A 22257-nucleotide genomic window follows, 5' to 3' on the forward strand; every position below is an offset into this window, starting at 1 on the left:
CCCCCCCCCCCCCGGGGGGCGCCACGGCTGGGAGCCTCGGTCACTGCTGCGCCTTCGCGGCCTGGAACCCCAGTTCCAGGTCGGCCTTGAGGTCGTCCACGTGCTCCAGGCCGACCGCGAGGCGGATCAGCCCCGGGGTGACCCCGGAGACGGCCTGCTCCTCGGGGGAGAGCTGGCCGTGCGTGGTGCTGGCGGGATGGACGATGAGGCTGCGCACGTCGCCGATGTTGACCAGCTGGCTGAACAGCTCGGTGCCGTCCACGAAGGCCCGTCCGGAGTCGACGCCGCCGTGCAGGTCGAAGGAGACGACGGCGCCCGCGCCCCGGGGCAGGTACCGGCGCGCCAGCTCGTTGGAGGGGCTGGAGGGCAGGCCCGCGTAGTAGACCTTCTCGACCTCGTCACGCGACTCCAACCACTCGGCGAGGGCCTGGGCGTTGGCGACGTGGCGCTCCATGCGCAGTGACAGGGTCTCGATGCCCTGGAGGATGAGGAAGCTGTTGAGCGGGGCGATGGCCGCGCCGGTGTCGCGCAGCAGCTGGACGCGCAGCTTCGCCGCGTAGGCGCCCGGGCCGAGGGCCTCCCAGTACTTGAGGCCGTGGTAGCTGGGATCGGGCTCGACGAAGTCGGGGAACCGGTCGCCGTGAGCGCCGAAGTCGAAGGTGCCCGCGTCCACGACCGCCCCGGCGACGGTGGTGCCGTGCCCGCCGAGGTACTTGGTGGCCGAGTGCACGACGATGTCGGCACCGTGCTCGATGGGCCGCAGCAGATAGGGCGTGGGCACGGTGTTGTCGACGATGAGCGGCACGCCCTCGGCGTGCGCGGTGTCGGCGACGGCACGTACGTCCAGGACGTTGCCGCCGGGGTTGGCGAGGGTCTCGGCGAAGTAGAACCCCGTCTCGGGGCGGGTGGCCGCGCGCCAGGCCTCGGGGTCGTTCTGGTCCTCGACGAAGCTGACCTTGATGCCGAGCCTGGGCAGCGTGTAGCGGAACAGGTTGTAGGTGCCGCCGTAGAGCAGGGGGCTCGCGACGGCGTGGCCGCCCGAGCCGACCAGGTTGAGCACGGCGGCGGTGACGGCGGCCGCTCCCGAGGCGAAGGCGACGGACGCGACACCGCCCTCCAGCGCGGTCATGCGCTGCTCCAGCACGTCCTGCGTGGGGTTCATGATCCGCGTGTAGATGTTGCCCGGTTCGGCGAGGCTGAAGAGGTCGGCGCCGTGCTGGGTGTCGCGGAAGACGTAGGAGGTCGTCTGGTAGATGGGCGTGGCCCGGGCGTTGGTGGTGGGGTCGGGCTGGGCCCCGGAGTGGATCTGCCGGGTCTCGAAGGACCAGGCCTGTTCGGGAGTGGCGTCGGCGGTCATGGCGCAACCTCTGTTCGGTGTTCAGGTCAGGGAAACAGGGCTCTGGGACGGTGGACGGCCCCGCCGACCACCGAGGAGTCAGGGCCCACAGAGCATGCCGGCCACCCGCGCATGGTCGACGTGGAGTCGTCGGATGAGCGCGATCATGGGACGAGATTAACATCCCGTATCAACAGGTGACCAACGCTTCTCATATTCTGGACATTCGCCGCACACCGGGCCGAGTGGGCCGTCCTCCCCGCCGCACGGTCGGACACGGCGCGGACCGCCCCCACCGCCCCCACCGTCGCGGCGTGTTATCCCGCACCGGACCCGGGTAGCGGGCCGGAACGGGGCACCCGGCCCGGCGCGGGCTCCCTGGCGCGAACCCCGGTGCGGGCGGGCGGCGGCCCTCGCGCGCGTTCCGTCCCCCACACCGGGATCCGCTACCGGCCGATCGACGGTCATTCACTTAGGGTGAAAAAGCCACTACTGAACGCACGGGGGACGAGACGAGATGACACACGACTTTCCCGAAGACCGCGGCAGCGACCCGGGGTCGTTCGACGAGTTCCTGGCGCGCTTCCTGGGGGCACGGGGACCGATCCGCCGCGTGGACCTGTCCAAGCTCATGAGCCCCGAGGCCCAGCAGGTGGCCGACGCCGCGGTGCGCAGCGCCCTGGAGACCGGCGGCGCCGACGTCGACACGATCCACCTGCTGTGGTCGCTGCTGCGGCACCCGCCCACCCGTGAACTGCTGGAGCACACCGGGTCCGACACCCGGCAGATCATCGACATCATCGACCAGGCGGTGGCCCAGGCCCCGAGGTCGGTACGCGGATCGGTCCGGCTCACGCCCGCCGCCAAGCGCACCCTGCTCGACGCCCTGCAGATCGCGCGGGCCACGGGCAGCTCCAGCATCACGCCCGAGCACCTGCTCTTCGCCCTGGCGGTCAACACCGACAACGCCGTCGGCCAGCTCCTGCACAGCTCGGGGATCAACCCCGAGTCCCTGCAGAAGGCGTCCGGGGCCCCGTCCCCCGCCGGACGGTCCGAGGGGGAGCCCTCGCCCACCCCGACCCTGGACGAGTTCGGCACCGACATGACCACGCTGGCCCGCGAGGGCCGCCTGGACCCGGTGGTCGGCCGCGACGACGAGGTCGAGCAGTGCATCGAGGTGCTGGCACGGCGCCGCAAGAACAACCCGGTCCTCATCGGTGACCCGGGCGTGGGCAAGACCGCGATCGTGGAGGGCATCGCCCAGCGCATCTTCGACGACGACGTCCCGGAGATCCTGCGCGGACGCCGCCTGGTCCAGCTCGACCTGTCCGGAGTCGTGGCGGGCACGCGCTACCGGGGCGACTTCGAGGAGCGCCTGAACAAGATCGTGGACGAGATCCGCAGCCAGTCCGACCAGCTGCTCATCTTCATCGACGAGATCCACACCATCGTCGGCGCCGGTGCCGCCGAGGGCTCCACGAGCGCCGGGAACATGCTCAAGCCCGCGCTGTCCCGCGGGGAGCTGCACATCATCGGCGCGACCACCGTGGACGAGTACCGCAAGAACGTCGAGAAGGACGCGGCCCTGGAGCGCCGCTTCCAGCCGATCCTGGTGCCCGAGCCGTCGGTGGAGGACACCGTCGAGATCCTGCGCGGGCTGCGCGACCGCTACGAGGCCCACCACCAGGTGAGGTTCAGCGACGAGAGCATGGTCGCGGCGGCCGAGCTGTCGGACCGCTACGTCACCGACCGGTTCCTGCCGGACAAGGCCATCGACCTCGTCGACCAGGCGGGCGCGCGGGTGCGCCTGCGGCTGAAGAGCTCCAGTTCCTCGCTGCGCGAGCTGGAGGGCAGGCTCAAGGGCCTGGAGAAGGAGAAGGAGAAGGCGGTCCGGGAGGAGGACTACGAGCGCGCCTCGGCGCTGCGCGACGAGATCGCCGAGGCCAAGGGGGCGATCCACCAGGCACGCGGCACCGGTTCGGCGGTGCCGGAGGTGACCGGCGCCGACATCGCCGAGGTGGTCTCCCGCAGCACCGGCATCCCGGTCGCCCGGCTCACCCAGGAGGAGCGGGACCGCCTGGTCAACCTGGAGGAGGTGCTGCACGGGCGGGTGATCGGCCAGGACGAGGCGGTCACGGCCGTCGCGGAGGCGATCCGCCGCTCACGGGCCGGACTGGGCGATCCCGACCGTCCGGTGGGCAGCTTCCTGTTCCTGGGTCCGACCGGTGTGGGCAAGACGGAGCTGGCGCGGGCGCTGGCCCAGGCCCTGTTCGGGTCCGAGGACTCCATGGTCCGCGTCGACATGAGCGAGTTCCAGGAGCGGCACACCGCCAGCCGCCTGACGGGCGCTCCCCCGGGGTTCGTGGGTTACGAGGAGGCGGGCCAGCTCACCGAGGCCGTGCGCCGCCACCCGTACTCGGTACTGCTGCTGGACGAGGTCGAGAAGGCCCACCAGGACGTGTTCAACCTGCTGCTGCAGCTGCTGGACGACGGGCGGCTGACCGACGGCCAGGGCCGCACGGTGGACTTTCGCAACACGGTGGTCATCATGACCAGCAACCTGGGGTCGGAGGTGATCACCGGCGGCGGCCCGATGGGCTTCACCAGCGGCGGCCAGGTGGACCCCGACACCGAGCAGCGGGTGATGCGGCGGCTGCGGGACGAGTTCCGCCCCGAGTTCATCAACCGCATCGACGAGGTCATCGTCTTCAAGCAGCTGGACGAGGAGGAGCTGGGCCGGATCACCCGCCTGATGCTGGAGCGCACCGAGAAGCGGCTGCGCGCGCAGGACATCGCCGTGCGGTTCACCGACGAGGCGGTGGGGTGGCTGGCCGAGCGCGGCTACCAGCCCACCTACGGCGCCCGCCCGATGGCGCGCACGATCCAGCGCGAGGTCGGCAACCGGCTCTCGCGCATGGTGCTGGACCAGCAGGTCGTGGCGGGCGACCACGTGCTGGTGGACGTGGACGACACCGGGGAGCTGCGGATCTCCACCGTGCCCTCGTTCTGAGGCGGGGATCCGGCGGCCCGCGGTCGCCGTGCGGGGGCGGGCCGCCCGGCCCGCCCCCGGGCGGTCAGCAGGCCCCGAGGTCCCTCCAGACGCCCCACTCACCCGTGGTTCCCGGCTCCTCGCCCCGGGTCCACCACTGGGCCTCGTACAGGCGTCCGCCGTGGCCGACCCGGTCCTCGCCGGTGTACACCGTCTCCGGGGACCAGGCCGGGACCTCGCACTCGTCCGGGTCGGTGGGCGGGTCCGAAGGATCGGTGGGATCCGTGGGCGGGACGTCCCCGCTCTCGCGGATACGGTCGCGGATCCACTCCCCCGCGGGCTTGAGCGCGTCCGTGCCGGCCCAGGGGCCGCCCGCGGCGCAGGTGCCGGGCTCGAAGACGGCGCCGGAGCGGAAGTCGTCGGAGAAGTTCCAGTTCACCCAGCTGATCTGCTCCTCGGCCATGAGGTCGAGGTAGGCCTGGGCGGAGGCGAAGTCGTCGGGCCCGTCCCCGGTGGCCTCCTGGGTGCCGAACTCGGTGACGAACAGCGGCAGTTCCCGCGCCGCGGCCCGCAGGCCCTCCCGGTGGAAGTCGCCGTGCGTGGCCGCGTAGAAGTGGAAGACGTACATGATGTTGTCGGCGTCGACCGGGTCCGCGGTGATCTCGGTGTGGTCGGAGCCGTCGGACAGGCCCAGGGAGGACCAGCCCCGGGTGCCGACGAGGACGACGGCCTCGGGGTCCTCGGCGCGCACGACCGGGATGATCTCCTCGGCGTAGCCCTTGATCGCGCTCCAGGAGACGTGGTTGGGCTCGTTGGCGATCTCGTACAGGACGTTGTCCTTGTCGGCGTGGGCGGCCGCGATCTCGGTGAAGAAGGTGCGCGCCAGGTCGGTGTTGTGGTTCGGATCGCCGGGCGTGAGCATGTGCCAGTCGACGATGACGTACATGCCGCGCTCGGTGCCCTCCTCGATCAGTTCGTGGACCCGGTCGGTGAAGCCGCGCGGATCGGTCTCGTAGCCGCCCTCCTGGATGTACATGGACACGCGCAGCACGTCGGCGCCCCAGTCGTGGGCGAGCGCGTCCAGGGAACCGTCGGTGAGGCAGTCGCCGTACCACTGCAGGCCGTGGGAGCTCATCCCGGTGAGCTGGACGGGGTCGCCGCTCTCGTCGCAGAGCTTGAGGCCGCAGACCCGCAACTGGCCGTGGGCCTCCACCGCGTCGGCTGCGGACCGGGCGGCCGAGCCGGTTCCGGCGGCGGGAGGGGTGTCGGCCGGGCCCCGCGCGGCCGCGGGAGCGGCCGGGGACAGGGTGGCGAGGAGTGCGCCCACGAGAGCGGCTACGGCCAGGACGGTACGGCCTCGGGCGGGGGACGGGGGTGGCGCCACGGTTCTTCCTCCAGCGGGTGACGGCTCGGCGCCGCGCACAACGGCCGGACCGAACCGGAAGGAGCCTTTCCTGTCACTGGCAACGTAGGCCAGCCGTCACACAGGGGGCAATACCCCTTACGGAGTGGATCCGAGTCGCTCGTGGCGGGACCGGATCCGCCGGCGACGGGTGGGAGAGCCGGGCGGCTGCGGAGGACCGGGGAGGGTATGCGACCGGATCCGTGGCCTCATCGGAGGCACGAACCCAGCGGGACGCACAGGCCGTGTACGTCCCGCGGGCTCTTCCGCGCAGGGATCCTTCCCTGCGGTGTCCTCAGACGGGCTCTGGCTCGGGCTCCGGGCCGGGCGGTTCGGGGAGCGGCTCGGGCTCCGGTTCCGGCTCCGGCGGGGGCTCCGGCATCGGGGTCGGGGGGAAGGGGTCCGGCGGCATCGGGTCGGGCTCGCGCAGGGTCCCGTCACGGGTACGGGTGCTCATGTCTCCTCCTCGCCGAACGGTGCGCGGGACTCCCGCGCACCGTTCCCGGTTCAGGCCTCGGCCCTGAGCCGAGGCAGGACCTCGTTCGCGTAGAACTCGAAGAAGCCCTCCTGGTCGTCACCGACCTGGCAGACGTAGACCTCGTCCACACCGGTCTCCAGGTACGGCCTGATCGCCTCCACGTGCACCTCGGGATCGGGCCCGCAGGCGACCTCGTCGGCCACCATCTCCGGGGTGACCAGGCCCTCGGTGAGCTGCTCGAAGTGGCGCGGCATCGGAAGCAGCTGGGGGGCCTCGCCCGCCAGCGCCTCGGTGGGCCACCTCTCGTACGCCACGCGCCGGGCCTCCTCCTCGGTCTCGGCCCAGCAGACCTTGAGCCCGCCCTGGACGGGCTTGCCGGCACCGCCCTCGGCGCGGAAGCGCTCGATGGTCTCGCTGCTGGGCGCCACCTGGATCAGGCCGTCGGTCTCACTGGCGGCCAGCCTGGTCGCCTTGGGGCCGAACGCGGACATGTAGATCCTCGGCGGATCCTCCGGCAGTGTGTACAGGCGCGCTGTGTCGACCTCGTAGTACTCGCCCCGGTGGTTGACGAGCTTGCCGGTCCACAGCTTGCGTATGACCCCGATGGCCTCCTCCAGCATCGACAGACGCCGGGAGGCGGGCGGCCAGGGCTGGCCGAGGATGTGCTCGTTGAGAGCCTCGCCGGTGCCCACGCCCAGGGTGAACCCGCCCCTGACCATCTCCGCCGAGGTCGCTGCCGCCTGCGCGACCACCGCCGGGTGCACGCGTGTGGTCGGGCAGGTCACCGCGGTGGTGATCGGCAGGGACGTCACCTGCCCGATCGCGCCGATCACCGACCACACGAACGGGCTCTGCCCCTGCGAGTCCAGCCACGGATGGTAGTGGTCGGAGATCCACAGGGAGTCGAACCCCGCCGCCTCCGCGCCCTGGGCCTGTCGGACCAACTCCCTGGGTCCGTGCTCCTCACAGGCGAGAAAGTATCCGAAACGCGTCACGTCGCAACCCCCGATCGCCGCTGTCTCCATGCGCTCCGCGCTGTTCCGGGCCGTTCACCGGCCCGGTGCGTCCGGCCCCTCGCCACGGGGCTCCTGCTTGGGCGGTCCCTCACCGCGCGGCCCCTGGTTGAGGCGTTCGCCGGCGCGCTCGTTGAGTGCCGTGGGCAGTTTCAGCGCGCGGTTGACGGCGTCGTCGTCCACCTCGCCTCCGGTCCGCTCCCTCGCCTGCTCGGGCGGATCCGGCAGCACACTGTCCATGACGCGCGTCACGCCCTGGACGAAGGAGGGGCACAGTCCCCGGGTGATGATGACCATCCTGGCCAGCGGTGTGAGCACCAGGTAGCCGCGCCCGCGGGCCGCCGCCTCCACGATCTTGTGGGCCGCGCGCTCGGCGTTCACCGAGACCAGGGGCAGCCCGGCGCCCAGGGAGAACCAGGTGTACTCGCGTTCGGGCCTGCCCGAGAACACGGCGGCCTTGTGGGAGCCGGTGCGCATCAGGCCCGGGACCACGGTCGTGACCCGCACGCCCCGGCCCGCGACCTCGGCGCCCAACCCCTCCGACAGCCCGACCTCGGCGAACTTGGCGCAGGAGTAGGGCAACAGGTGCGGCACGCTCAGGTGGCCGCCGATGGAGGTGATGTTGACCAGCGAGCCGCCCGTCTCGCCCAGCGGGCCGAGCGCGGCCCGCGAGATGCGCAGAGGCGCCCAGAACATCGTCTCCATGGCGTCGCGGAAACGGCTCTCGGAGAGCGTCTCGTGCGGCCCGACCTGGATGATGCCCGCGTTGTTGACGACGAAGTCCAGGCGCCCGAAGGTTCCGGTGGCCTCCTCCACCAGGCTCTCGGCCTGGTCGGGGTCGCGGATGTCGCACTGGACGCCGTGCGCACGCACGCCCCGGCCCTCCAGGTCGGTCAGCGCCCGGTCGAGCTCGTCCCGGGTGCGCGCGCAGATCACGACGGAAGCGCCGCGTGAGCCGAACTCGCGGGCCATCTGGAGTCCGAGCCCGCGGGAGCCGCCGGTGATCAGCGCGACCTTGCCGGGCAGCCGGGTGACGCGCCGTTTCCCGCACAGCGCCGCCGCGCCGACGCCCAGGGCGGCACCGGCCACGGCACAGGAGGCCGTGCCGCCGCGACGGCGGCGCACGGGTTCGGGCTCGTTCCTGCTCCGGAGCTTGGACACCGCCCAGCCCGCGGCGGTCAGGACCAAGGGTGCATTGCCTCGCATCACCGGCCGCTCCGTCCGTCGTGGTCGAAGACCCGGTGCGCGGTAGGTGCCACCACCATGTCACTCCCTGTGCGTCGAAGGAACGGTCCAGGGGGATGTGCGGATGTACGGCTACCCGAGGTGGGGGAACGGAAAACCGCGGATGGCCGCACATGGGCGAATCCCTGCCCCGGCGTTGCGGTCGGGGCGTCCCCCGGGTGCACGCGTGCACCCGGGGGACGCCTCGCGGGCCCCGGTTCCGCGCCGGGGCCCGGCCTGGGGACCTCTCAGCCCTGGAGGGTGAGCCGCCGCAGGTCCTCCGGCAGGGCCTGACGGATCTTGTCCATGACTCCCCCGGTGGTGGCCTCGTCGAGCACGTCGAACACGGCGTGGGCGCTGTGGGCGGCCTCCGGCGGGGCGCTGTGCGCCCGCTGCGCCACCCTGCTGAGGAACTCCTGCTGGTCGAAGCCCTCCGCGCCCGGCCCCTGCTCCGTCTGGCGGGTCACCCGGCGCATGTTCTCCCCGATCTCACGCGGCAGCTGCGCGGCGAGGTCCTCGCCCAGACCGGGGTCGACCCGCTCGGCGAGGGTCTCCAGCGTCGCCCTCGTGGCCTCCTCCGCGGCGCCGCGGCTGTCCAGGTGGGCCCGTGCCTGGACCTGTCCGATGAAAGTGTCGTGCTGCATGGTGTCTCCCCCTTCTGGCGTCGCCGCGGCACCGTGGCGGTGCGGGGAGGAGCCCGTCGGGAACGGCCTTCCTCCACGTCACGCGCACGGGGCGCAACGGCGGATACGGCCTCCCGCCCCGTGGGGCGGGGCCAGCCGCCTCACTGTCGGTCGCCCTTGGGCTTGGCGGGCTGGTTGGGAACGCCCTGCGGCGGCGGGCTCGACGCGGGAGCCGCGGTGTCCGTGCTCACCGGCGAGCCGCCGGTCGGCGGACCGGGCCGCTCGGGCTGGAAGTCCTGTGTACCCCCGGAGGGCTCGGCGCCCTCTTCGAGGTCGTGGAGCCGGTGGCGCAGGATCTCCAGGACCCCGGCACGGTTGGCGTGGCTCTCCTCGTAGTCGACCAGCTGACGCATCTGCTCTGTGTCGAGTGAGCGGACGCGGTGCTGGAGCGTCCCGACCGGAAGTCCCTCATAGCCCTCGATCGGGGGTGTGGTCTCGTGCATCGACGTTCCCTCCCCTTCTGCTCCGTACGACGATGGGGTGTAGGGGCACAGCTACCCGGGAGCCTGGACACGAAACAGCAGGTGGGACGGGCTTCCGAGGACATACGGGACCGGCCGGCGGCGGGCGCGCCGTTGATGCGCCCGCCCCTTCGGGAGTAACGTCGGCGCGTGGCCCTCCCCCCGTACGCCGGGCGCGCCTCCGCAGGGCGCCGCGGCCTCTCCCCCACCATCTCTTCCCCCACCGCTCCCTCTCCCGTCACAGCCGGACCCCACCTCACACGGGCCCTGCCGTGACTCCGCCGCTGCCGCGTACCCGGCTCCTGGGGTACGGAGTGGGTTCGGTGGGCACCGGCGTCTTCTCCGCCCTGCCCGGCCTGCTGCTGCTCTACTACCTCACCGACGTGTTGGGCGTCGCCGCCGGACTGGCCGGACTGGTACTGGTCCTGCCCAAGGTCTGGGACATGCTGGTCGATCCCGCGATCGGGGTGGCCAGCGACCGCGAGGCCGTGCGCACCGGCCACCGGACCCGGCTCATGCTCACCGGCGCGCTCGCCCTGCCGGTGCTGTTCGCCGCCATGTTCGCCGCACCCGTGCTGGCCCCCGGGTGGTCGGCGGTGTGGGTGGGGTGCGCGTTCGTCCTGGCCACCACGGCGTTCAACCTGTTCCAGGTCCCCTACGTCGCCCTGCCCGCGGAGATCTCCCCGCGCCGTGACCAGCGCGCCCGCGCCATGTCGTGGCGGGTGGTGTGCCTGACCCTGGGCATCCTGGCGGCGGGCGGCCTGGCGCCGGCCGTGGTGGAGTGGGCCGGGGGCGGACGCGCCGGACACCTGGTGATGGGCGCGGCCATCGGCCTGGTACTGGGCGCGGCGCTGGTGGCCTCCACCGCCGGTACCCGGTGGATCGTCAGCCGTCCCGGCCCGCGCACGCTCGGACCCGTGGCCGCCCTGCGCGCCGCACGGGGCAACCGGGCGTTCTTCCGCCTGGCCCTCGCCTTCGCCCTCCAGGCCCTGGCGGTGTCGGTGATGCTCGCCGCCGCCCCGTACGTGGCCACCTACCGCCTGGGCGCGTACGGGCTGACCTCGGCCATGTTCGTGTGCGTGGTCGGTCCCAGCCTGGTGGCGGTCCCCGCCTGGTCCGCCGCCGCCCGCCGGTTCGGCACGGTGCGCTGCTACCTGGCGGCGGTGGCCGCCATGACCGCCGCGGCCCTGCTGCTCCTCCCGGCGGTGCTGAGCGAGCGGGCCGTGCCCGTGCTGGCGGTGACCGGCCTGGTGGGCCTGTGCTACACCGGCCTGCAACTGCTGCCGCTGTCGCTGCTCCCCGAGACCGTGCGCGAGGACGCCGGTCGCAGCGGACAGGCCCAGGCGGGCACGTTCACCGGGATGTGGACGGGCCTGGAGACCGGCGCGATGGCGCTGGGCCCGGGACTGTTCGCGGCGGTGCTGAGCCTGACGGCGTTCCGGTCCGCCGAGGTGTCGGTGGCGGTGACCCAGCCCGACAGCGCCCTGACCGGCATCGGCGCGGGGTTCACCCTGCTGCCCGCCGCACTGCTCCTGGCGAGCCTGCCCCCGCTGCTCGCCTTCCGCCGCGGGGACCGGGGCGACCGCCCCCTCGAACCCGCCGGCACCGAACCCGACACCGACCCCGGAGACCGCAGTGCTACCTGAGTCCGGACGCTCCACCGACGACCTTCTCGCCGAGCTCTCCCGCCTCCGGGAGGGCGACCTGCCCGTGCGTGAGGGGCGGGTGGCCGCCTACGTGTACGACCCGGGCCGACCGGAGGCGCGCGAGGCCGGGCACCGCGCGTACATGGAGATGATCGAGGTCAACGGCCTGGACCCCACGGCCTTCCCCAGCACCGTGGCCCTGGAGCGGCGGGTGGTGGGCGCGGTCGCCTCGGTCCTGGGCGGCGACGCGTCCACACCCGGGATCTTCACCAGCGGCGGCACCGAGTCGATCATGCTGGCGGTCAAGGCCGCCCGCGACACCCGCCCCGTCCGGGGACGCGGCGAGGTCGTCCTGCCGGTGACCGCGCACCCGGCGTTCCGCAAGGCCTGCCACTACCTGGGGCTGGACCCGGTGACCGTCCCGGTGGATCCCGAGAGCCTGCGGGCGGTTCCCGAGGCCGTGTCCGGGGCCCTCACCCCGCGCACCGTGATGGTGGTGGCGTCGGCGCCGTCCTATCCGCACGGCGTGGTCGACCCGGTCGCGGGGATCGCCGCGCTGGCGGCCGGGCGGGGCGTGCTCTGCCACGTGGACGCCTGTGTGGGCGGCTGGGTGCTGCCGTGGCTGGAGGAGGGCACGGCACCACAGTTCGACCTGTCGGTCCCCGGGGTCACCTCGCTCTCCTGCGACCTGCACAAGTACGGGTACACGCCCAAGGGCGCCTCTGTGGTGCTGTTCACCGACGAGCGGCTGCGCAGGGGCGCCTACTACGCCGGCGCCGACTGGCCCGGCTACACGGTCGTCAACTCCACCGTGCAGAGCAGCAAGGGCGCCGGACCGCTGGCCGGGGCCTGGGCCACCCTGAACGCGCTGGGCTCCTCGGGGTACCGGGAGCTGGCCCGGGAGGCGATGGCCGCCGCGCGCCGCCTGCGCGAGGGCGTGGCGGACATCCCCGGGCTGCGGGTACTGGGCGACCCGGACGCGCCGCTGGTGGCACTGGCCTCGGACGAGGTGGACGTGTTCGTGCTCGCCGACAGGGTGGCGGAGTCGGGCTGGTTCCTGCAGCCGCAGCTGTCCTACGCGGGGATCCCCGCCAACCTGCACCTGACCCTGACCGGGGTGTCACTGGCCGGGGTGGACGCGCTGCTGGAGGTGCTCGCCGGGGCGGTCACGGCGGTGAGGGGGGTGCGCCCGCCGGTCCCCGAGGGCCTGGCCGAGGCGGTCTCCGCACTGGACCTGTCCACCCTGGACGACCGGGGGTTCGTGGAGCTGCTGGCCTCGGTGGGGGTGGACCTGACGGGCCCCGGCGGCGCGGGGATGGCGGCGGTCAACACCGTGCTGGACGGCCTCGAACCGTCGGTGCGCGAGGCCCTCCTGGTGCGCTTCCTCTCCGCTCTGTACTCTCCGCACGCCGGTTGACCGGTGACTGGCCGGGACACGTACGGATTCCCCGCACGCCGTTCACCGCGGGTGCCGCTCGCGCGGGATACTGCGACCGCACGGTTCCGGCCGGCGCGCGGACCGGCGGAGAAGGACTCCGGCCGCGCTCCGATGAGCGCACAGCCCCAGCACAGCCCCAGGAGAGAGGGAAACATGACCTACGTCGCCGCCCCGACCCGGTACGAGACGATGCCCTACCGCAGGTGCGGCCGCAGCGGACTGCGCCTGCCCGCCCTGTCCCTGGGCCTGTGGCACAACTTCGGCCACGACCGCGGCATCGAGGTCCAGAGCGACATCATCCTGCGCGCGTTCGACCTGGGTGTGACCCACTTCGACCTGGCCAACAACTACGGTCCCCCGCCCGGGTCGGCCGAGGAGAACTTCGGCCGGGTCATGGCCCGCGACCTGCGCCCCCACCGCGACGAGATCGTGGTCTCGACCAAGGCCGGGTTCCTGATGTGGCCCGGACCCTACGGCGAGTGGGGCTCGCGCAAGTCCCTGCTGTCCAGCCTGGACCAGAGCCTGGAGCGCATGGGCCTGGAGTACGTGGACGTCTTCTACCACCACCGGCCCGATCCCGGCACCCCGCTGGAGGAGTCCATGGGCGCGCTGGACACGGCGGTACGCCAGGGCAAGGCCCTGTACGCGGGCGTGTCCAACTACTCCCCCGAGCAGACCCGCGAGGCCGCGGCCGTCCTGCGCGGCCTGGGCACGCCGATGCTCATCCACCAGCCCTCCTACTCGATGTTCAACCGGTGGGTGGAGGACGGTCTGCTCGACGTACTCGACGAGGTGGGCGCGGGCTCCATCGCCTACTCGCCGCTGGCGCAGGGGCTGCTGACCGACCGGTACCTCGGCGGCGTGCCGGAGGGGTCGAGGGCGGCCGGAAGCAGCCCGTTCCTGACCACCGAGGGCATCACCGAGGAGGTGCTGGGGCGGGTGCGCGCGCTCAACGCCGTCGCCGAGCGCCGCGGGCAGTCGCTCGCCCAGATGGCGCTGGCCTGGGTGCTGCGCGGTGAGCGGGTGACCTCGGCGGTGATCGGCGCGAGCAGCGTCTCCCAGCTGGAGGACAACGTGGCTGCGGTCGGCGACCTGGAGTTCGACGCGGACGAGCTGGCCGAGATCGACGAGTACGCCCGCGTGGACTGACCGCACCCCGGCGGTCCCTCGTCCGGGCCGGCGGTCCGGACGGTGTCGACCGTCCGGACCGCCGACACGCGCGGTGTCGGGGGCGGCCCCGCCGGGATCCGGCGCGGCCCCTCCCGACAGGGTCCGCCGGGGACGGTCCAGCGGCGTTCGACCAGGTCAGACGGGCTCCGCGACCGGCTCCACCGCTCTGGCCAGCACCTTCGCCGTGTGGGACGGAACGCTTCTGGTTTGGCGCGACGATCACGGGTAGTCGCACCTGTACGCACCAGAAGATCACAGTCCTATTACGGAAAGGCGGTGCAGGCAGCTGTGAAGAACGTGTTCGTGGTCGGTCTGGACGAGCGGAACCTGGAGATTCTGCGCAGGACCCCGACCGGCCGCAACTGCCGGTTCCACCAACTACTGGACCTGGACGAGCTCCAGGCCGGCGAGGTGGACATCAACCCGCTCATCGCCAAGGCGGAGCGGATCCTGGACGACTTCGACGGATCCGTCGACGCGATCGTCGGCTACTGGGACTTCCCGGTGACCCTGCTCGTTCCCATCCTGTGCTCCAGCCGCGGCCTGCCCTCGGCGTCCCTGGAATCCTTCGTCAAGTGCGAGCACAAGTACTGGAGCAGGCTGCTGCAGAGCGAGGTCATCGACGAGTACCCGCCCTTCGCCCTGGTCGACCTCAACGACGAGAACGTCAAGCCCCCGGAGAGCCCGGGTTACCCGATGTGGCTCAAGCCGGTGAAGTCGGCCTCCTCGCTGCTGGCCTTCCGCGTCGACGACGACGAGGGCTTCCACGAGGCCGTGGCCGAGATGCGCGAGGGCATCGACATGATCGGCCGGCCCTTCGAGCAGATCCTGGAGCGGGTGGACCTGCCCCCGGAGATCTCCTCCGTGGGCGGACGCACCTGCCTGGCCGAGGCCGCGATGCACGGCGTACAGGCCGCCGTCGAGGGCTACGTGTACAAGGGCGAGGTCGTGGTCTACGGCTCCCTGGACTCGATCGACTACCCGGCGAGCCCGGTGTTCCTGCGGCACCAGTACCCCTCCGACCTGCCCGACGAGGTGATCGGGCGGATGCGCGACGTCGCCGTCAAGGTCATCGGGAAGTCCGGGATGGACAACGCCACCTTCAGCATCGAGTTCTTCTACGACCCGGTCGAGGAGGGCCTCAACGTCCTGGAGGTCAACACCCGCCACTCCCAGTCCCACGCGAGGCTCTTCGAACTGGTGGACGGAGTCCCCAACCACGAGCGCATGCTCCGGCTGGCCCTCGGACAGAGCCCGCGCCTGCCCGACGACATGCGGGGCGAGTTCAACGTGGCCGCGGAGTGGTACCACCGCCGGTTCGACGACGCCGTCGTCGTGCGCGTACCCACTCCGGAGGAGGTCGCCGAGGTCGAGGAGTCCCTGCCCGGCGTGAGCATCGACGAGATCGTGCCCGAGCAGGGCGAGCGCCTCTCGGAGATGGCCTACCAGGACAGCTACAGCTACGAGCTCGTCAAGATCACCATCGGTGCCGAGGACGAGACCGAGATGCGCGCCAAGTACGAGCGCTGTGTGGAGGAACTGCACTTCGAGTTCCAAGAGGTGGACGACTCCTCCGACAGCACGGTCCAGCGCTGAAGGGAGGCCCCCGTCCATGCACGTGGTCAAGAACCTGCCGCACGCCCTGCACACCGACGAGCACCTCTGGATCCCCATGTCGGACGGCGTGCGGCTGGCCGCCAAGGTGTGGCGGCCGACCTCCTCGGACGCGACCCCGGTACCGGCGGTACTGGAGTACATCCCCTACCGCAGACGTGACCTGACGGCCGTGCGGGACTCCATGCACCACCCCTACATCGCCGGGCACGGCTATGCCTGCGTCCGCGTGGACCTGCGCGGAACCGGTGACTCCGAGGGCGTGCTCACCGACGAGTACCTGGAACGCGAGCAGGACGACGCCGAGGAGATCCTGGCCTGGCTGGCCGAACAGCCCTGGTGCGACGGCAACACCAGCATGATGGGGCTGTCCTGGGGCGGGTTCGCCGCCCTACAGGTGGCGGAGCGGCAGCCGCCCAGCCTCGGCACGATCATCATCAGCTCCTTCACCGACGACCGCTACGGCGACGACTTCCACTACATGGGGGGCTGCCTGCTCTCGGACAACCTCGCCGAGGCGGGGACGATGTTCGCCGCGGCCACCCTGCCCCCCGACCCGGTCATCGTCGGCGAGGAGTGGCGGCGGATGTGGTTCGAGCGGCTGGAGGACAGCGAGCCGTGGGTCCTGGAGTGGCTGCACCACCAGCGGCACGACGGCTACTGGCGGCACGCCTCGGTGGCGGAGAACTACTCCCAGGTGCGCTGCCCCGTCCTGGCCTCCAGCGGATGGGCCGACGGCTACTCCAACGCCGTCCTGCGGCTCCTGTGGAACCTGAAGGCCCCCGCCAGGGGACTGGTCGGCCCCTGGTCGCACCGCTACCCGCACATGGGCGAGCCCGGCCCGGCGATCGGCTACCTCCAGGAGGTCGTGCGCTGGCTGGACCACTGGCTCAAGGGCGAGGACAACGGCATCGACGACGGCCCGGCCCTGTGGGCCTGGATGCAGGACAGCGTTCCGCCCTCCACCGCCTACCACGAGCGCCCGGGACGATGGGTGCGCGAGGACGAGTGGCCCTCACCGAACGTGGAGTACATCTCCTACCCCCTGGCCAAGTACACGATCGGCCGCCCCGGAGAGGAGATCCAGAGCGAGTCCCTGACCTTGAGGTCTCCGCTGACCGTGGGCCAGTTCGCGGGCAAGTGGGCCTCCTACAACGCCCCGCCCGACCTGCCCTACGACCAGCGAGAGGAGGACGGCGGTTCCCTGGTCTTCGACAGCGACGTGCTGTCCGAGGACGTGGAGATCCTGGGCACCGGCGCGGTGGAGCTGGAGGTCTCGGTCACCGAGCCCGTGGCCATGGTCGCGGCCAGGCTGGTCGACGTCGACCCCGAGGGCAGCGCCACACGCGTGACCTACGGGCTGCTCAACCTCACCCACCGCAACGGGCACGAGACCCCCGAGGTGCTGGAGCCGGGCGAGATCTACCAGGTGAGGCTGACGCTGAACGGTGTCGCGCAGGCCTTCCCCGTCGGCCACCGGATCCGGCTGTCGCTGTCCACCTCCTACTGGCCGCTGGCCTGGCCGCCGCCGCGTCCGGTCATGCTGACCGTGCACCCGCAGAACAGCAGGCTGGTCCTGCCGGTGCGCCCGCACAACGACGCCGACGAGCCGAACCCGCAGCCCTTCGGGGAGCCGGAGGCGGCGCCGGAGATCTCCACCACGCGCAAGGAGAAACCGGAACACCGCTGGACCGTCCACCGTGACCTGGTGGACACCCACTCCTCCCTGGAGATCGTCAAGGACGGGGGCGTCCTGCACTTCGACGACATCGACATGGACGTCGGACGGCGCGCCTACGAGTGCTACGAGTCCGTGGCCGGTGACTTCACCTCGGCGCGCGGACAGTCGACGTGGACGGTCCGCTTCGCCCGCGACGGGTGGCGCACCCGGACCGAGACCCACACGATCCTGGAGTGCACCGAAACCGACTTCCGGGTGTACGCGACCCTGGACGCCTTCGAGAACGACGAACGGGTCTTCTCCCGGCAGTGGCGGGAGACACTGCCCCGCGACCACCTGTGACCGGCGCCCGGGCGCGGCGCACGACGACACGGCGCCGCGCCCGGGGCCGGGAGCCGGGAGAGCCGGGGCAGGACTCCGGGGACGAACCGACCAAGGGGAGGAACGGTTCCGATGCCCACAGAAGACCGACGGGAGACACGGCCGCGGACGGAGGCGGGCCGCCGGGACGAGACGGGCCGACCGGGACGGGCGCGGCGTACGAGCACGTCGGAGACCGCCCGTCTGCTGACCTCGGTCCTGCTGCCCAACGTGGCCCGGGGCGTGATCCTGCGCCGCCCGCTGATGACGAGACTGGTCACCGGACTGGACGCCGACCGCAGGGCGGTCGCCGCCCTGCGCGAGATGCGCGAACGCCACGGCGACGACCCGCTGCCGCTGCGCCTGGCGGGGCGCCAGGCGGCACTGGTGCTGTCCGCGGAGGACGTGCGCCGACTGCTACGGGAGACTCCGGAGCCCTTCTCCCCCGACGGACGGGAGAAGCGCGGCGCCCTGTCGCACTTCCAGCCGCACGGGGTGCTCATCTCCGACCACGCGAACCGCCCCCGGCGGCGTGCGGCCAACGAGGCCGCCCTGGCACCCGGGCAGGCGATCCACCCCGACGGGGACACCCTCGCGGCGCAGGCCGACGAGGAGGCGCTCACCCTCGCGCTGGCCCTGCGCGAGGGCGGTGACCTGGACTGGTGGAGGTTCACCCAGTCCTTCAACGCGATGGCGCGAAGGATGGTCTTCGGCGCCTTCGCCGCGGACGACCACCGGACGACCGAGCTGCTGTACGCCTTGCGGGCACGTGCGAACTGGACGTACACGGCTCCCGTTCGCCACGGGACCAGGGCCGAGTTCCTCGACCGGACGCGCGCCAACGTCGAACGCGCCGAACCGGGCAGCCTCGCCTGGAGGCTGACCGCGGGAGGCTCCGCCGGAGACGGCCACGACACGGACCTGCGGCCTGAGGACCAGGCGGCGCACTGGCTGTTCGCCTTCGACGCGGCCGCCATCGTCGCGTTCCGGTCCCTGGCACTTCTGACCTCGCTCAGCCCGGGAGCGTACGCGGCGCGCGAGGAGATCGACACCCGGGAGGGGCTCGACCTCCCGCTGCTCCGGGCGACCGTGCGCGAGTCGGCGCGGCTGTGGCCGACCACGCTCATGGTGATCCGGGAGAGCACGCGCGAGACGACCTGGCGGGAGGAGGTGTTCGAGGCCGGGACCGCCTTCCTGATCGTGAGCTCCTACTTCCACCGGGACTCCTCACGGCTTCCGTACGCCGACGCGTTCGACCCCGGGATCTGGCTCGACGGACGTGCCGAGGACGAGCCGGGCATCCTGCCCTTCAGCTACGGCCCGGCCGGGTGCGCGGGGGTCGACATGGTGCCGCTGGCGGTGTCCCTGTTCCTGCGCGCGCTGCTCCGGGGCCGGAACCCGGCCCGCGCGGACGCGGCCGGACCGCTGCCCGCGACGGGGCTGCCCGCGTCGCTGAACCACTTCGCACTGCGGTTCTCGCTTTCGACCTGAGCTCCGGGCCGGATCCGCGACGGATCCGGCCCGGGTTCGTTGAGGAGGAGACATGAGCGTCGTCGAACAGATGCTGGACACCCGTCCCGGCGACCGGGGCTTCGGGGTCGAGGAGAAGCTCCGGGCCTGCATCGAGGCCTGCGGGGAGTGCGCCCAGGTCTGCACCCTGTGCGCGGACGCGTGCCTGGGTGAGAGGGCGGTGGCCGACCTGGTCACGTGCGTGCGCGCCGACCTGGACTGCGCGGACGTGTGCGAGGTCACCCAGAGGGTGCTCTCCCGCAGGACCGAGGGCGACGACACCCTGGTCCGGGTGCTGGTGAAGGCGTGCGCGGAGGCCTGCCGCATGTGCGGCGAGGAGTGCGAGCGGCACGCCGCACAGCACGAGCACTGCTGGGTGTGCGCCGAGGCGTGCCGCCGCTGCGAGAGCGCGTGCCGTGAGCTTCTCGCGGCCCTGTGAGGGGCCGCGCCGCCGACGTCTGAAGGAGGGCAGCGATGGAGTGGCCGACACTCGGCTGGCTGTTCGGGATCCTGGTGGCCATCGCCGTCCCGATCGCGGTGATCTTCCTCGTGCTGTGGATCATCCGCCGGGAGACGATCCGCAAGCAGGAGGCCGTGCGCTCGCCGGACTACTGGAAGGAGAGGCCGGAGGGCAGGCGGTATCCGACCGGATGGGACAACAGAGGCAGCATGCCCGGCCTGGGGACCGCCCGGCCCGGAGAGGGAACCGCCGGGGAGCCCCCGTCCGGCGGGGACTGGAAACCGCCGCCCGAGGGCGGTGATCCGCCCGACCGCGGGCCGGCACCGCCCGACGACGACTGGAGACCGCCGCCCGCGGGGCGGTGACCTCCCGGGAGCGGGGCAGGTGTGCCCCGCTCCGCTCGGACACGGCCGGCGGGGCACGGACGCGGCGGGCGATGCATGGGGGCGACGGGCGGGGTACGGCCTCGGCCGGGTTCAGACGCGGTCGGCGGGGAAACCGCCCGTGGCGACAGGCCCCCACCTCTTCGGAGTGACGCGGACCAGCGACTTGCCCTGGCGGCGCATGGCCTCGCGGTACTCGTCCCAGTCGGGGTGCTCGCCGGAGATCACGCGGAAGTACTCGACCAGCGGCTCGACGGCCTCCTCGCCGTCGATGACCTCGGCCTCGCCGTCGACCTGGACCCAGGGGCCGTCGAAGTCCTCGGACAGGACCACGACGCCGACCCGGGGGTCGCGCCGGGCGTTGCGGGCCTTGGCGCGCTCGGGGTAGGTGGACACCACGATCCTGCCCTCGGTGTCCACACCGCAGGTGACCGGCGAGGCCTGGGGTTCACCGTCGGACCGGCGGGTGATGAGGAGCGCCCGGTGCCGGGGGCGCACGAACTCCAACAGGCCGTCGAGGTCGACACGGGTGTTGGTGGCGATCGAAGGGCTCATCGTCTCGCTTTCACTGTTCGCGGTGCCCGCGCCCGTCGCGTGGACCGGGCCGGCGTAGTCCCCACGCACGCGAGGAGCGCCGGGGCCGATGCGGCCCCGGCGCTCCTGGCGGCTACTCTTCCCCGCCGCCTTCTCCGAAGTCCTCCCGGCGGAGGTTCTCCTGCTCCATCTTGTCCTGGAGCTCGGCCTCCAACTCCCCCCGGGTGTCCGGATCCTGCTGGTCGTCGCTGTGGTCGGCGTTGACGACCTGGTCGGTGTCCCTGGTCTTCGGCCTGGACTCCTCCGGAACGCTCATTGTCCGGGCCTCCTCCCTGTCGTATGGCTTGGCAGGCCCCTACCCGGCGTCATCAGCGATCACACGCTTCCTGCACCCCAGGAGCCCCGCGGGTGACCGAGGTCGCAGTCGCATCCGCTTCGTCGATCGGCTCACCCGACCCGGTCGAGGTAGCGGCGGACGGCGTCGGCCAGGTCGCCGAGGTCGTCGGGGACGTCCCGGGCGGGTTCGGTGGGCGGGGTGGGCCGGACGGGTGCGGTCAGGGGCTCCGCCAGCAGGTCGCCGACCGGGACCCGGGGGAACGGGGGCATGTAGGGGCGGACCAGGGCGCTCTCGGCCTCCTCGGGGCCGGTGCCAGGCCCCTCGGCCCCGCGTGCGGGGGTGATGGTCGGCAGTTCCCGGCGGCTGGGCGGCGGCGTGATCGCGGCCCTCTCCCGCCGGGGGTGCCGAGAGTGCTGGGGGACGAACACGGCGGCCAGGGCGAGGGCCAGCAGCGCGGCGGTCAGCGCCCACACGCGTCCGGCCAGGCTCTGGCGGGGCCTGCGGTGTCGCCCACTAGGGTGGTCGTTCACGGTCCTCCTCCTGGTTGGTGCAGGTGGTTGATCGAGCCCCGATCCGGTGCTCCTAACACCGGTTCGGGGCGCTTGTGTTCTCGGATTGATGTACTCGGGCGGGTGTCATTGGCCCCGGCGGGGCTGCGCTTCCCGCTCGAAGGCGCGGATCTGCTCGTCAAGCGACTGTGGTGTGGCCGCGCTCAGCGGTGAGACGCGGTGCGGGCCGAGGTGGAAGGCGAAAAAGCGGCGAGAGCCCGGCCCCCACAGCACCCACCAGCGGCTGTGCAGCTGATCCAACAGGCGGGCGGCCTCGTACTGGGCGGTGTCCTGACTGCGGTCCCACCCCATGCCCCGGCCCTCAGGCCCCGACGGTGTCGGGCACGGGCGCGTAGGGGTCGGTGTGCGCCCACACGGTCAGGGGTCGGCCGGGTTCGCCCTCCCAGCCCCACTCCACGGCCAGCCTGTCGACCAGGCGCAGGCCCCGCCCGCACGTGGCCAGGGCGTCGGCCTCGGGAGACAGCCGTGGCAGGCAGACGCCCTGTCCGGGGCGTGGCCCGTCGTCGGTGACCGCGATGCGCACGAGTCGGCCGGGCAAGTGCCGCATCTGGACCCGCACCCGCCCGCACTCGGTGCCGGATGCGGTGTGCAGCCAGGCGTTGGTCACCAGTTCGCTCACCACCAGCAACAGGGGAAAGGCCCGGTGCGCGGGAACCCGGGCGCCTCGCTGGCACCAGCTGCGGATCTGCGCCGCCTGCGAGGGCTGGGAGCCGAAGAACGCCGTGCGCACTCCCGTGCCCGTCCTGCCGGGAACCCGGTGCGGCAGTCCGCTCCCGGGCGCCCGCCACTCCTCCTCCACCGCCCGCCTCGGTCGAGGCACACCAAAGCCGTCCATCGTGATTCCTCCAAGTGACAGAAGTGGGCTGCGTTGTGCAAGCGACAGCCGTGACACACGCCGTCCGGACGCCGAAGAGCACCCGCAGCTGTTGACTCCCCACCAGGATGAAGTGCCATAACTAAATCTGCAATA

General features: G+C 72.2%; 21 protein-coding genes. 9 read left to right on the forward strand and 12 right to left on the reverse strand.

The window, feature by feature from the left end; translation table 11 throughout:
* Window positions 1-40 precede the first annotated feature (40 nt).
* Complete coding sequence (locus FYX01_RS21385) at window positions 41-1357, reverse strand: bifunctional o-acetylhomoserine/o-acetylserine sulfhydrylase (RefSeq protein WP_150244166.1); 1317 nt, start codon at window positions 1355-1357, stop codon at window positions 41-43.
* A 496-nt stretch (window positions 1358-1853) separates the two neighbouring features.
* Here FYX01_RS21385 and FYX01_RS21390 point away from each other — a divergent pair, with 496 nt between their 5' ends.
* Window positions 1854-4346, forward strand: coding sequence for an ATP-dependent Clp protease ATP-binding subunit (locus FYX01_RS21390; protein WP_150244168.1), 2493 nt, complete (start codon window positions 1854-1856; stop codon window positions 4344-4346).
* A gap of 64 nt (window positions 4347-4410) precedes the next feature.
* Here the strand turns inward: FYX01_RS21390 and FYX01_RS21395 are convergent, their stop codons facing one another.
* From FYX01_RS21395 to FYX01_RS21415, 6 genes are all read right to left on the reverse strand, one after another.
* Window positions 4411-5709: a cellulase family glycosylhydrolase gene (locus tag FYX01_RS21395; protein ID WP_190394430.1), complete on the reverse strand. Its 1299-nt coding sequence runs from the start codon at window positions 5707-5709 to the stop codon at window positions 4411-4413.
* 313 nt (window positions 5710-6022) lie between these two features.
* Complete coding sequence (locus FYX01_RS26300) at window positions 6023-6184, reverse strand: hypothetical protein (RefSeq protein WP_190394431.1); 162 nt, start codon at window positions 6182-6184, stop codon at window positions 6023-6025.
* Between the two features lie 50 nt (window positions 6185-6234).
* Entirely contained in the window at window positions 6235-7200 is a 966-nt protein-coding gene (locus FYX01_RS21400; protein WP_150244170.1) for a TIGR03557 family F420-dependent LLM class oxidoreductase, read from the reverse strand.
* Window positions 7201-7254: 54 nt separating this feature from the next.
* The gene (locus tag FYX01_RS21405) at window positions 7255-8424 is read right to left on the reverse strand and encodes an SDR family NAD(P)-dependent oxidoreductase (protein WP_190394432.1); all 1170 of its coding nucleotides are present in this window, start codon (window positions 8422-8424) and stop codon (window positions 7255-7257) included.
* A gap of 266 nt (window positions 8425-8690) precedes the next feature.
* Entirely contained in the window at window positions 8691-9086 is a 396-nt protein-coding gene (locus FYX01_RS21410) for a DUF2267 domain-containing protein (RefSeq protein ID WP_150244174.1), read from the reverse strand.
* 140 nt (window positions 9087-9226) lie between these two features.
* Window positions 9227-9568, reverse strand: coding sequence for a DUF8129 domain-containing protein (locus tag FYX01_RS21415; RefSeq protein WP_150244176.1), 342 nt, complete (start codon window positions 9566-9568; stop codon window positions 9227-9229).
* Window positions 9569-9858: 290 nt separating this feature from the next.
* On the opposite strand from FYX01_RS21415, the gene FYX01_RS21420 reads away from it, so the two are divergent.
* The 8 genes from FYX01_RS21420 (at window position 9859) to FYX01_RS21455 (ending at window position 19829) form a co-directional block, all read left to right on the forward strand.
* Window positions 9859-11232 (forward strand): MFS transporter, encoded by a 1374-nt coding sequence (locus FYX01_RS21420; RefSeq protein WP_223830587.1) that lies wholly within the window; start codon window positions 9859-9861, stop codon window positions 11230-11232.
* Window positions 11222-12649, forward strand: coding sequence for a pyridoxal phosphate-dependent decarboxylase family protein (locus FYX01_RS21425; RefSeq protein WP_150244180.1), 1428 nt, complete (start codon window positions 11222-11224; stop codon window positions 12647-12649). The genes FYX01_RS21420 and FYX01_RS21425 overlap by 11 nt, the downstream gene beginning before the upstream one ends.
* A gap of 174 nt (window positions 12650-12823) precedes the next feature.
* Window positions 12824-13819, forward strand: coding sequence for an L-glyceraldehyde 3-phosphate reductase (gene mgrA / locus FYX01_RS21430; protein ID WP_150244182.1), 996 nt, complete (start codon window positions 12824-12826; stop codon window positions 13817-13819).
* Between the two features lie 297 nt (window positions 13820-14116).
* Window positions 14117-15436: an ATP-binding protein gene (locus FYX01_RS21435; protein WP_223830588.1), complete on the forward strand. Its 1320-nt coding sequence runs from the start codon at window positions 14117-14119 to the stop codon at window positions 15434-15436.
* A 16-nt stretch (window positions 15437-15452) separates the two neighbouring features.
* Entirely contained in the window at window positions 15453-17477 is a 2025-nt protein-coding gene (locus tag FYX01_RS21440) for a CocE/NonD family hydrolase (protein ID WP_150244184.1), read from the forward strand.
* A 111-nt stretch (window positions 17478-17588) separates the two neighbouring features.
* Complete coding sequence (locus FYX01_RS21445; RefSeq protein ID WP_150244186.1) at window positions 17589-18986, forward strand: cytochrome P450; 1398 nt, start codon at window positions 17589-17591, stop codon at window positions 18984-18986.
* A 52-nt stretch (window positions 18987-19038) separates the two neighbouring features.
* Entirely contained in the window at window positions 19039-19443 is a 405-nt protein-coding gene (locus tag FYX01_RS21450) for a four-helix bundle copper-binding protein (protein ID WP_150244188.1), read from the forward strand.
* A 35-nt stretch (window positions 19444-19478) separates the two neighbouring features.
* Window positions 19479-19829 (forward strand): hypothetical protein, encoded by a 351-nt coding sequence (locus FYX01_RS21455; RefSeq protein ID WP_150244190.1) that lies wholly within the window; start codon window positions 19479-19481, stop codon window positions 19827-19829.
* 111 nt (window positions 19830-19940) lie between these two features.
* Here the strand turns inward: FYX01_RS21455 and FYX01_RS21460 are convergent, their stop codons facing one another.
* The 5 genes from FYX01_RS21460 to FYX01_RS21480 all read right to left on the reverse strand — a co-directional run bounded on the left by FYX01_RS21460 (window position 19941) and on the right by FYX01_RS21480 (window position 22017).
* The gene (locus FYX01_RS21460; RefSeq protein ID WP_150244192.1) at window positions 19941-20402 is read right to left on the reverse strand and encodes a PPOX class F420-dependent oxidoreductase; all 462 of its coding nucleotides are present in this window, start codon (window positions 20400-20402) and stop codon (window positions 19941-19943) included.
* Window positions 20403-20514: 112 nt separating this feature from the next.
* On the reverse strand, window positions 20515-20697 hold the full coding sequence (locus FYX01_RS21465; protein ID WP_150244194.1) for a hypothetical protein: 183 nt from the start codon (window positions 20695-20697) through the stop codon (window positions 20515-20517).
* A 131-nt stretch (window positions 20698-20828) separates the two neighbouring features.
* Window positions 20829-21248 (reverse strand): hypothetical protein, encoded by a 420-nt coding sequence (locus FYX01_RS21470; RefSeq protein ID WP_150244196.1) that lies wholly within the window; start codon window positions 21246-21248, stop codon window positions 20829-20831.
* Between the two features lie 105 nt (window positions 21249-21353).
* Complete coding sequence (locus tag FYX01_RS21475; RefSeq protein WP_150244198.1) at window positions 21354-21578, reverse strand: hypothetical protein; 225 nt, start codon at window positions 21576-21578, stop codon at window positions 21354-21356.
* Between the two features lie 10 nt (window positions 21579-21588).
* Window positions 21589-22017: an ATP-binding protein gene (locus FYX01_RS21480; protein ID WP_150244350.1), complete on the reverse strand. Its 429-nt coding sequence runs from the start codon at window positions 22015-22017 to the stop codon at window positions 21589-21591.
* Window positions 22018-22257: the final 240 nt, after the last annotated feature.

This window comes from Nocardiopsis quinghaiensis (assembly GCF_008638365.1).
Lineage (GTDB): Bacteria > Actinomycetota > Actinomycetes > Streptosporangiales > Streptosporangiaceae > Nocardiopsis > Nocardiopsis quinghaiensis.

Bases quoted from the DNA above. Each gene is read 5' to 3' on its own strand.
- FYX01_RS21385 (WP_150244166.1), bottom strand. From the start codon at position 1,357: ATGACCGCCGACGCCACTCCCGAACAGGCCTGGTCCTTCGAGACCCGG.
- FYX01_RS21390 (WP_150244168.1), top strand. From the start codon at position 1,854: ATGACACACGACTTTCCCGAAGACCGCGGCAGCGACCCGGGGTCGTTC.
- FYX01_RS26300 (WP_190394431.1), bottom strand. From the start codon at position 6,184: ATGAGCACCCGTACCCGTGACGGGACCCTGCGCGAGCCCGACCCGATG.
- FYX01_RS21405 (WP_190394432.1), bottom strand. From the start codon at position 8,424: ATGCGAGGCAATGCACCCTTGGTCCTGACCGCCGCGGGCTGGGCGGTG.
- FYX01_RS21410 (WP_150244174.1), bottom strand. From the start codon at position 9,086: ATGCAGCACGACACTTTCATCGGACAGGTCCAGGCACGGGCCCACCTG.
- FYX01_RS21415 (WP_150244176.1), bottom strand. From the start codon at position 9,568: ATGCACGAGACCACACCCCCGATCGAGGGCTATGAGGGACTTCCGGTC.
- mgrA (WP_150244182.1), top strand. From the start codon at position 12,824: ATGACCTACGTCGCCGCCCCGACCCGGTACGAGACGATGCCCTACCGC.
- FYX01_RS21440 (WP_150244184.1), top strand. From the start codon at position 15,453: ATGCACGTGGTCAAGAACCTGCCGCACGCCCTGCACACCGACGAGCAC.
- FYX01_RS21445 (WP_150244186.1), top strand. From the start codon at position 17,589: ATGCCCACAGAAGACCGACGGGAGACACGGCCGCGGACGGAGGCGGGC.
- FYX01_RS21450 (WP_150244188.1), top strand. From the start codon at position 19,039: ATGAGCGTCGTCGAACAGATGCTGGACACCCGTCCCGGCGACCGGGGC.
- FYX01_RS21455 (WP_150244190.1), top strand. From the start codon at position 19,479: ATGGAGTGGCCGACACTCGGCTGGCTGTTCGGGATCCTGGTGGCCATC.
- FYX01_RS21460 (WP_150244192.1), bottom strand. From the start codon at position 20,402: ATGAGCCCTTCGATCGCCACCAACACCCGTGTCGACCTCGACGGCCTG.
- FYX01_RS21465 (WP_150244194.1), bottom strand. From the start codon at position 20,697: ATGAGCGTTCCGGAGGAGTCCAGGCCGAAGACCAGGGACACCGACCAG.
- FYX01_RS21475 (WP_150244198.1), bottom strand. From the start codon at position 21,578: ATGGGGTGGGACCGCAGTCAGGACACCGCCCAGTACGAGGCCGCCCGC.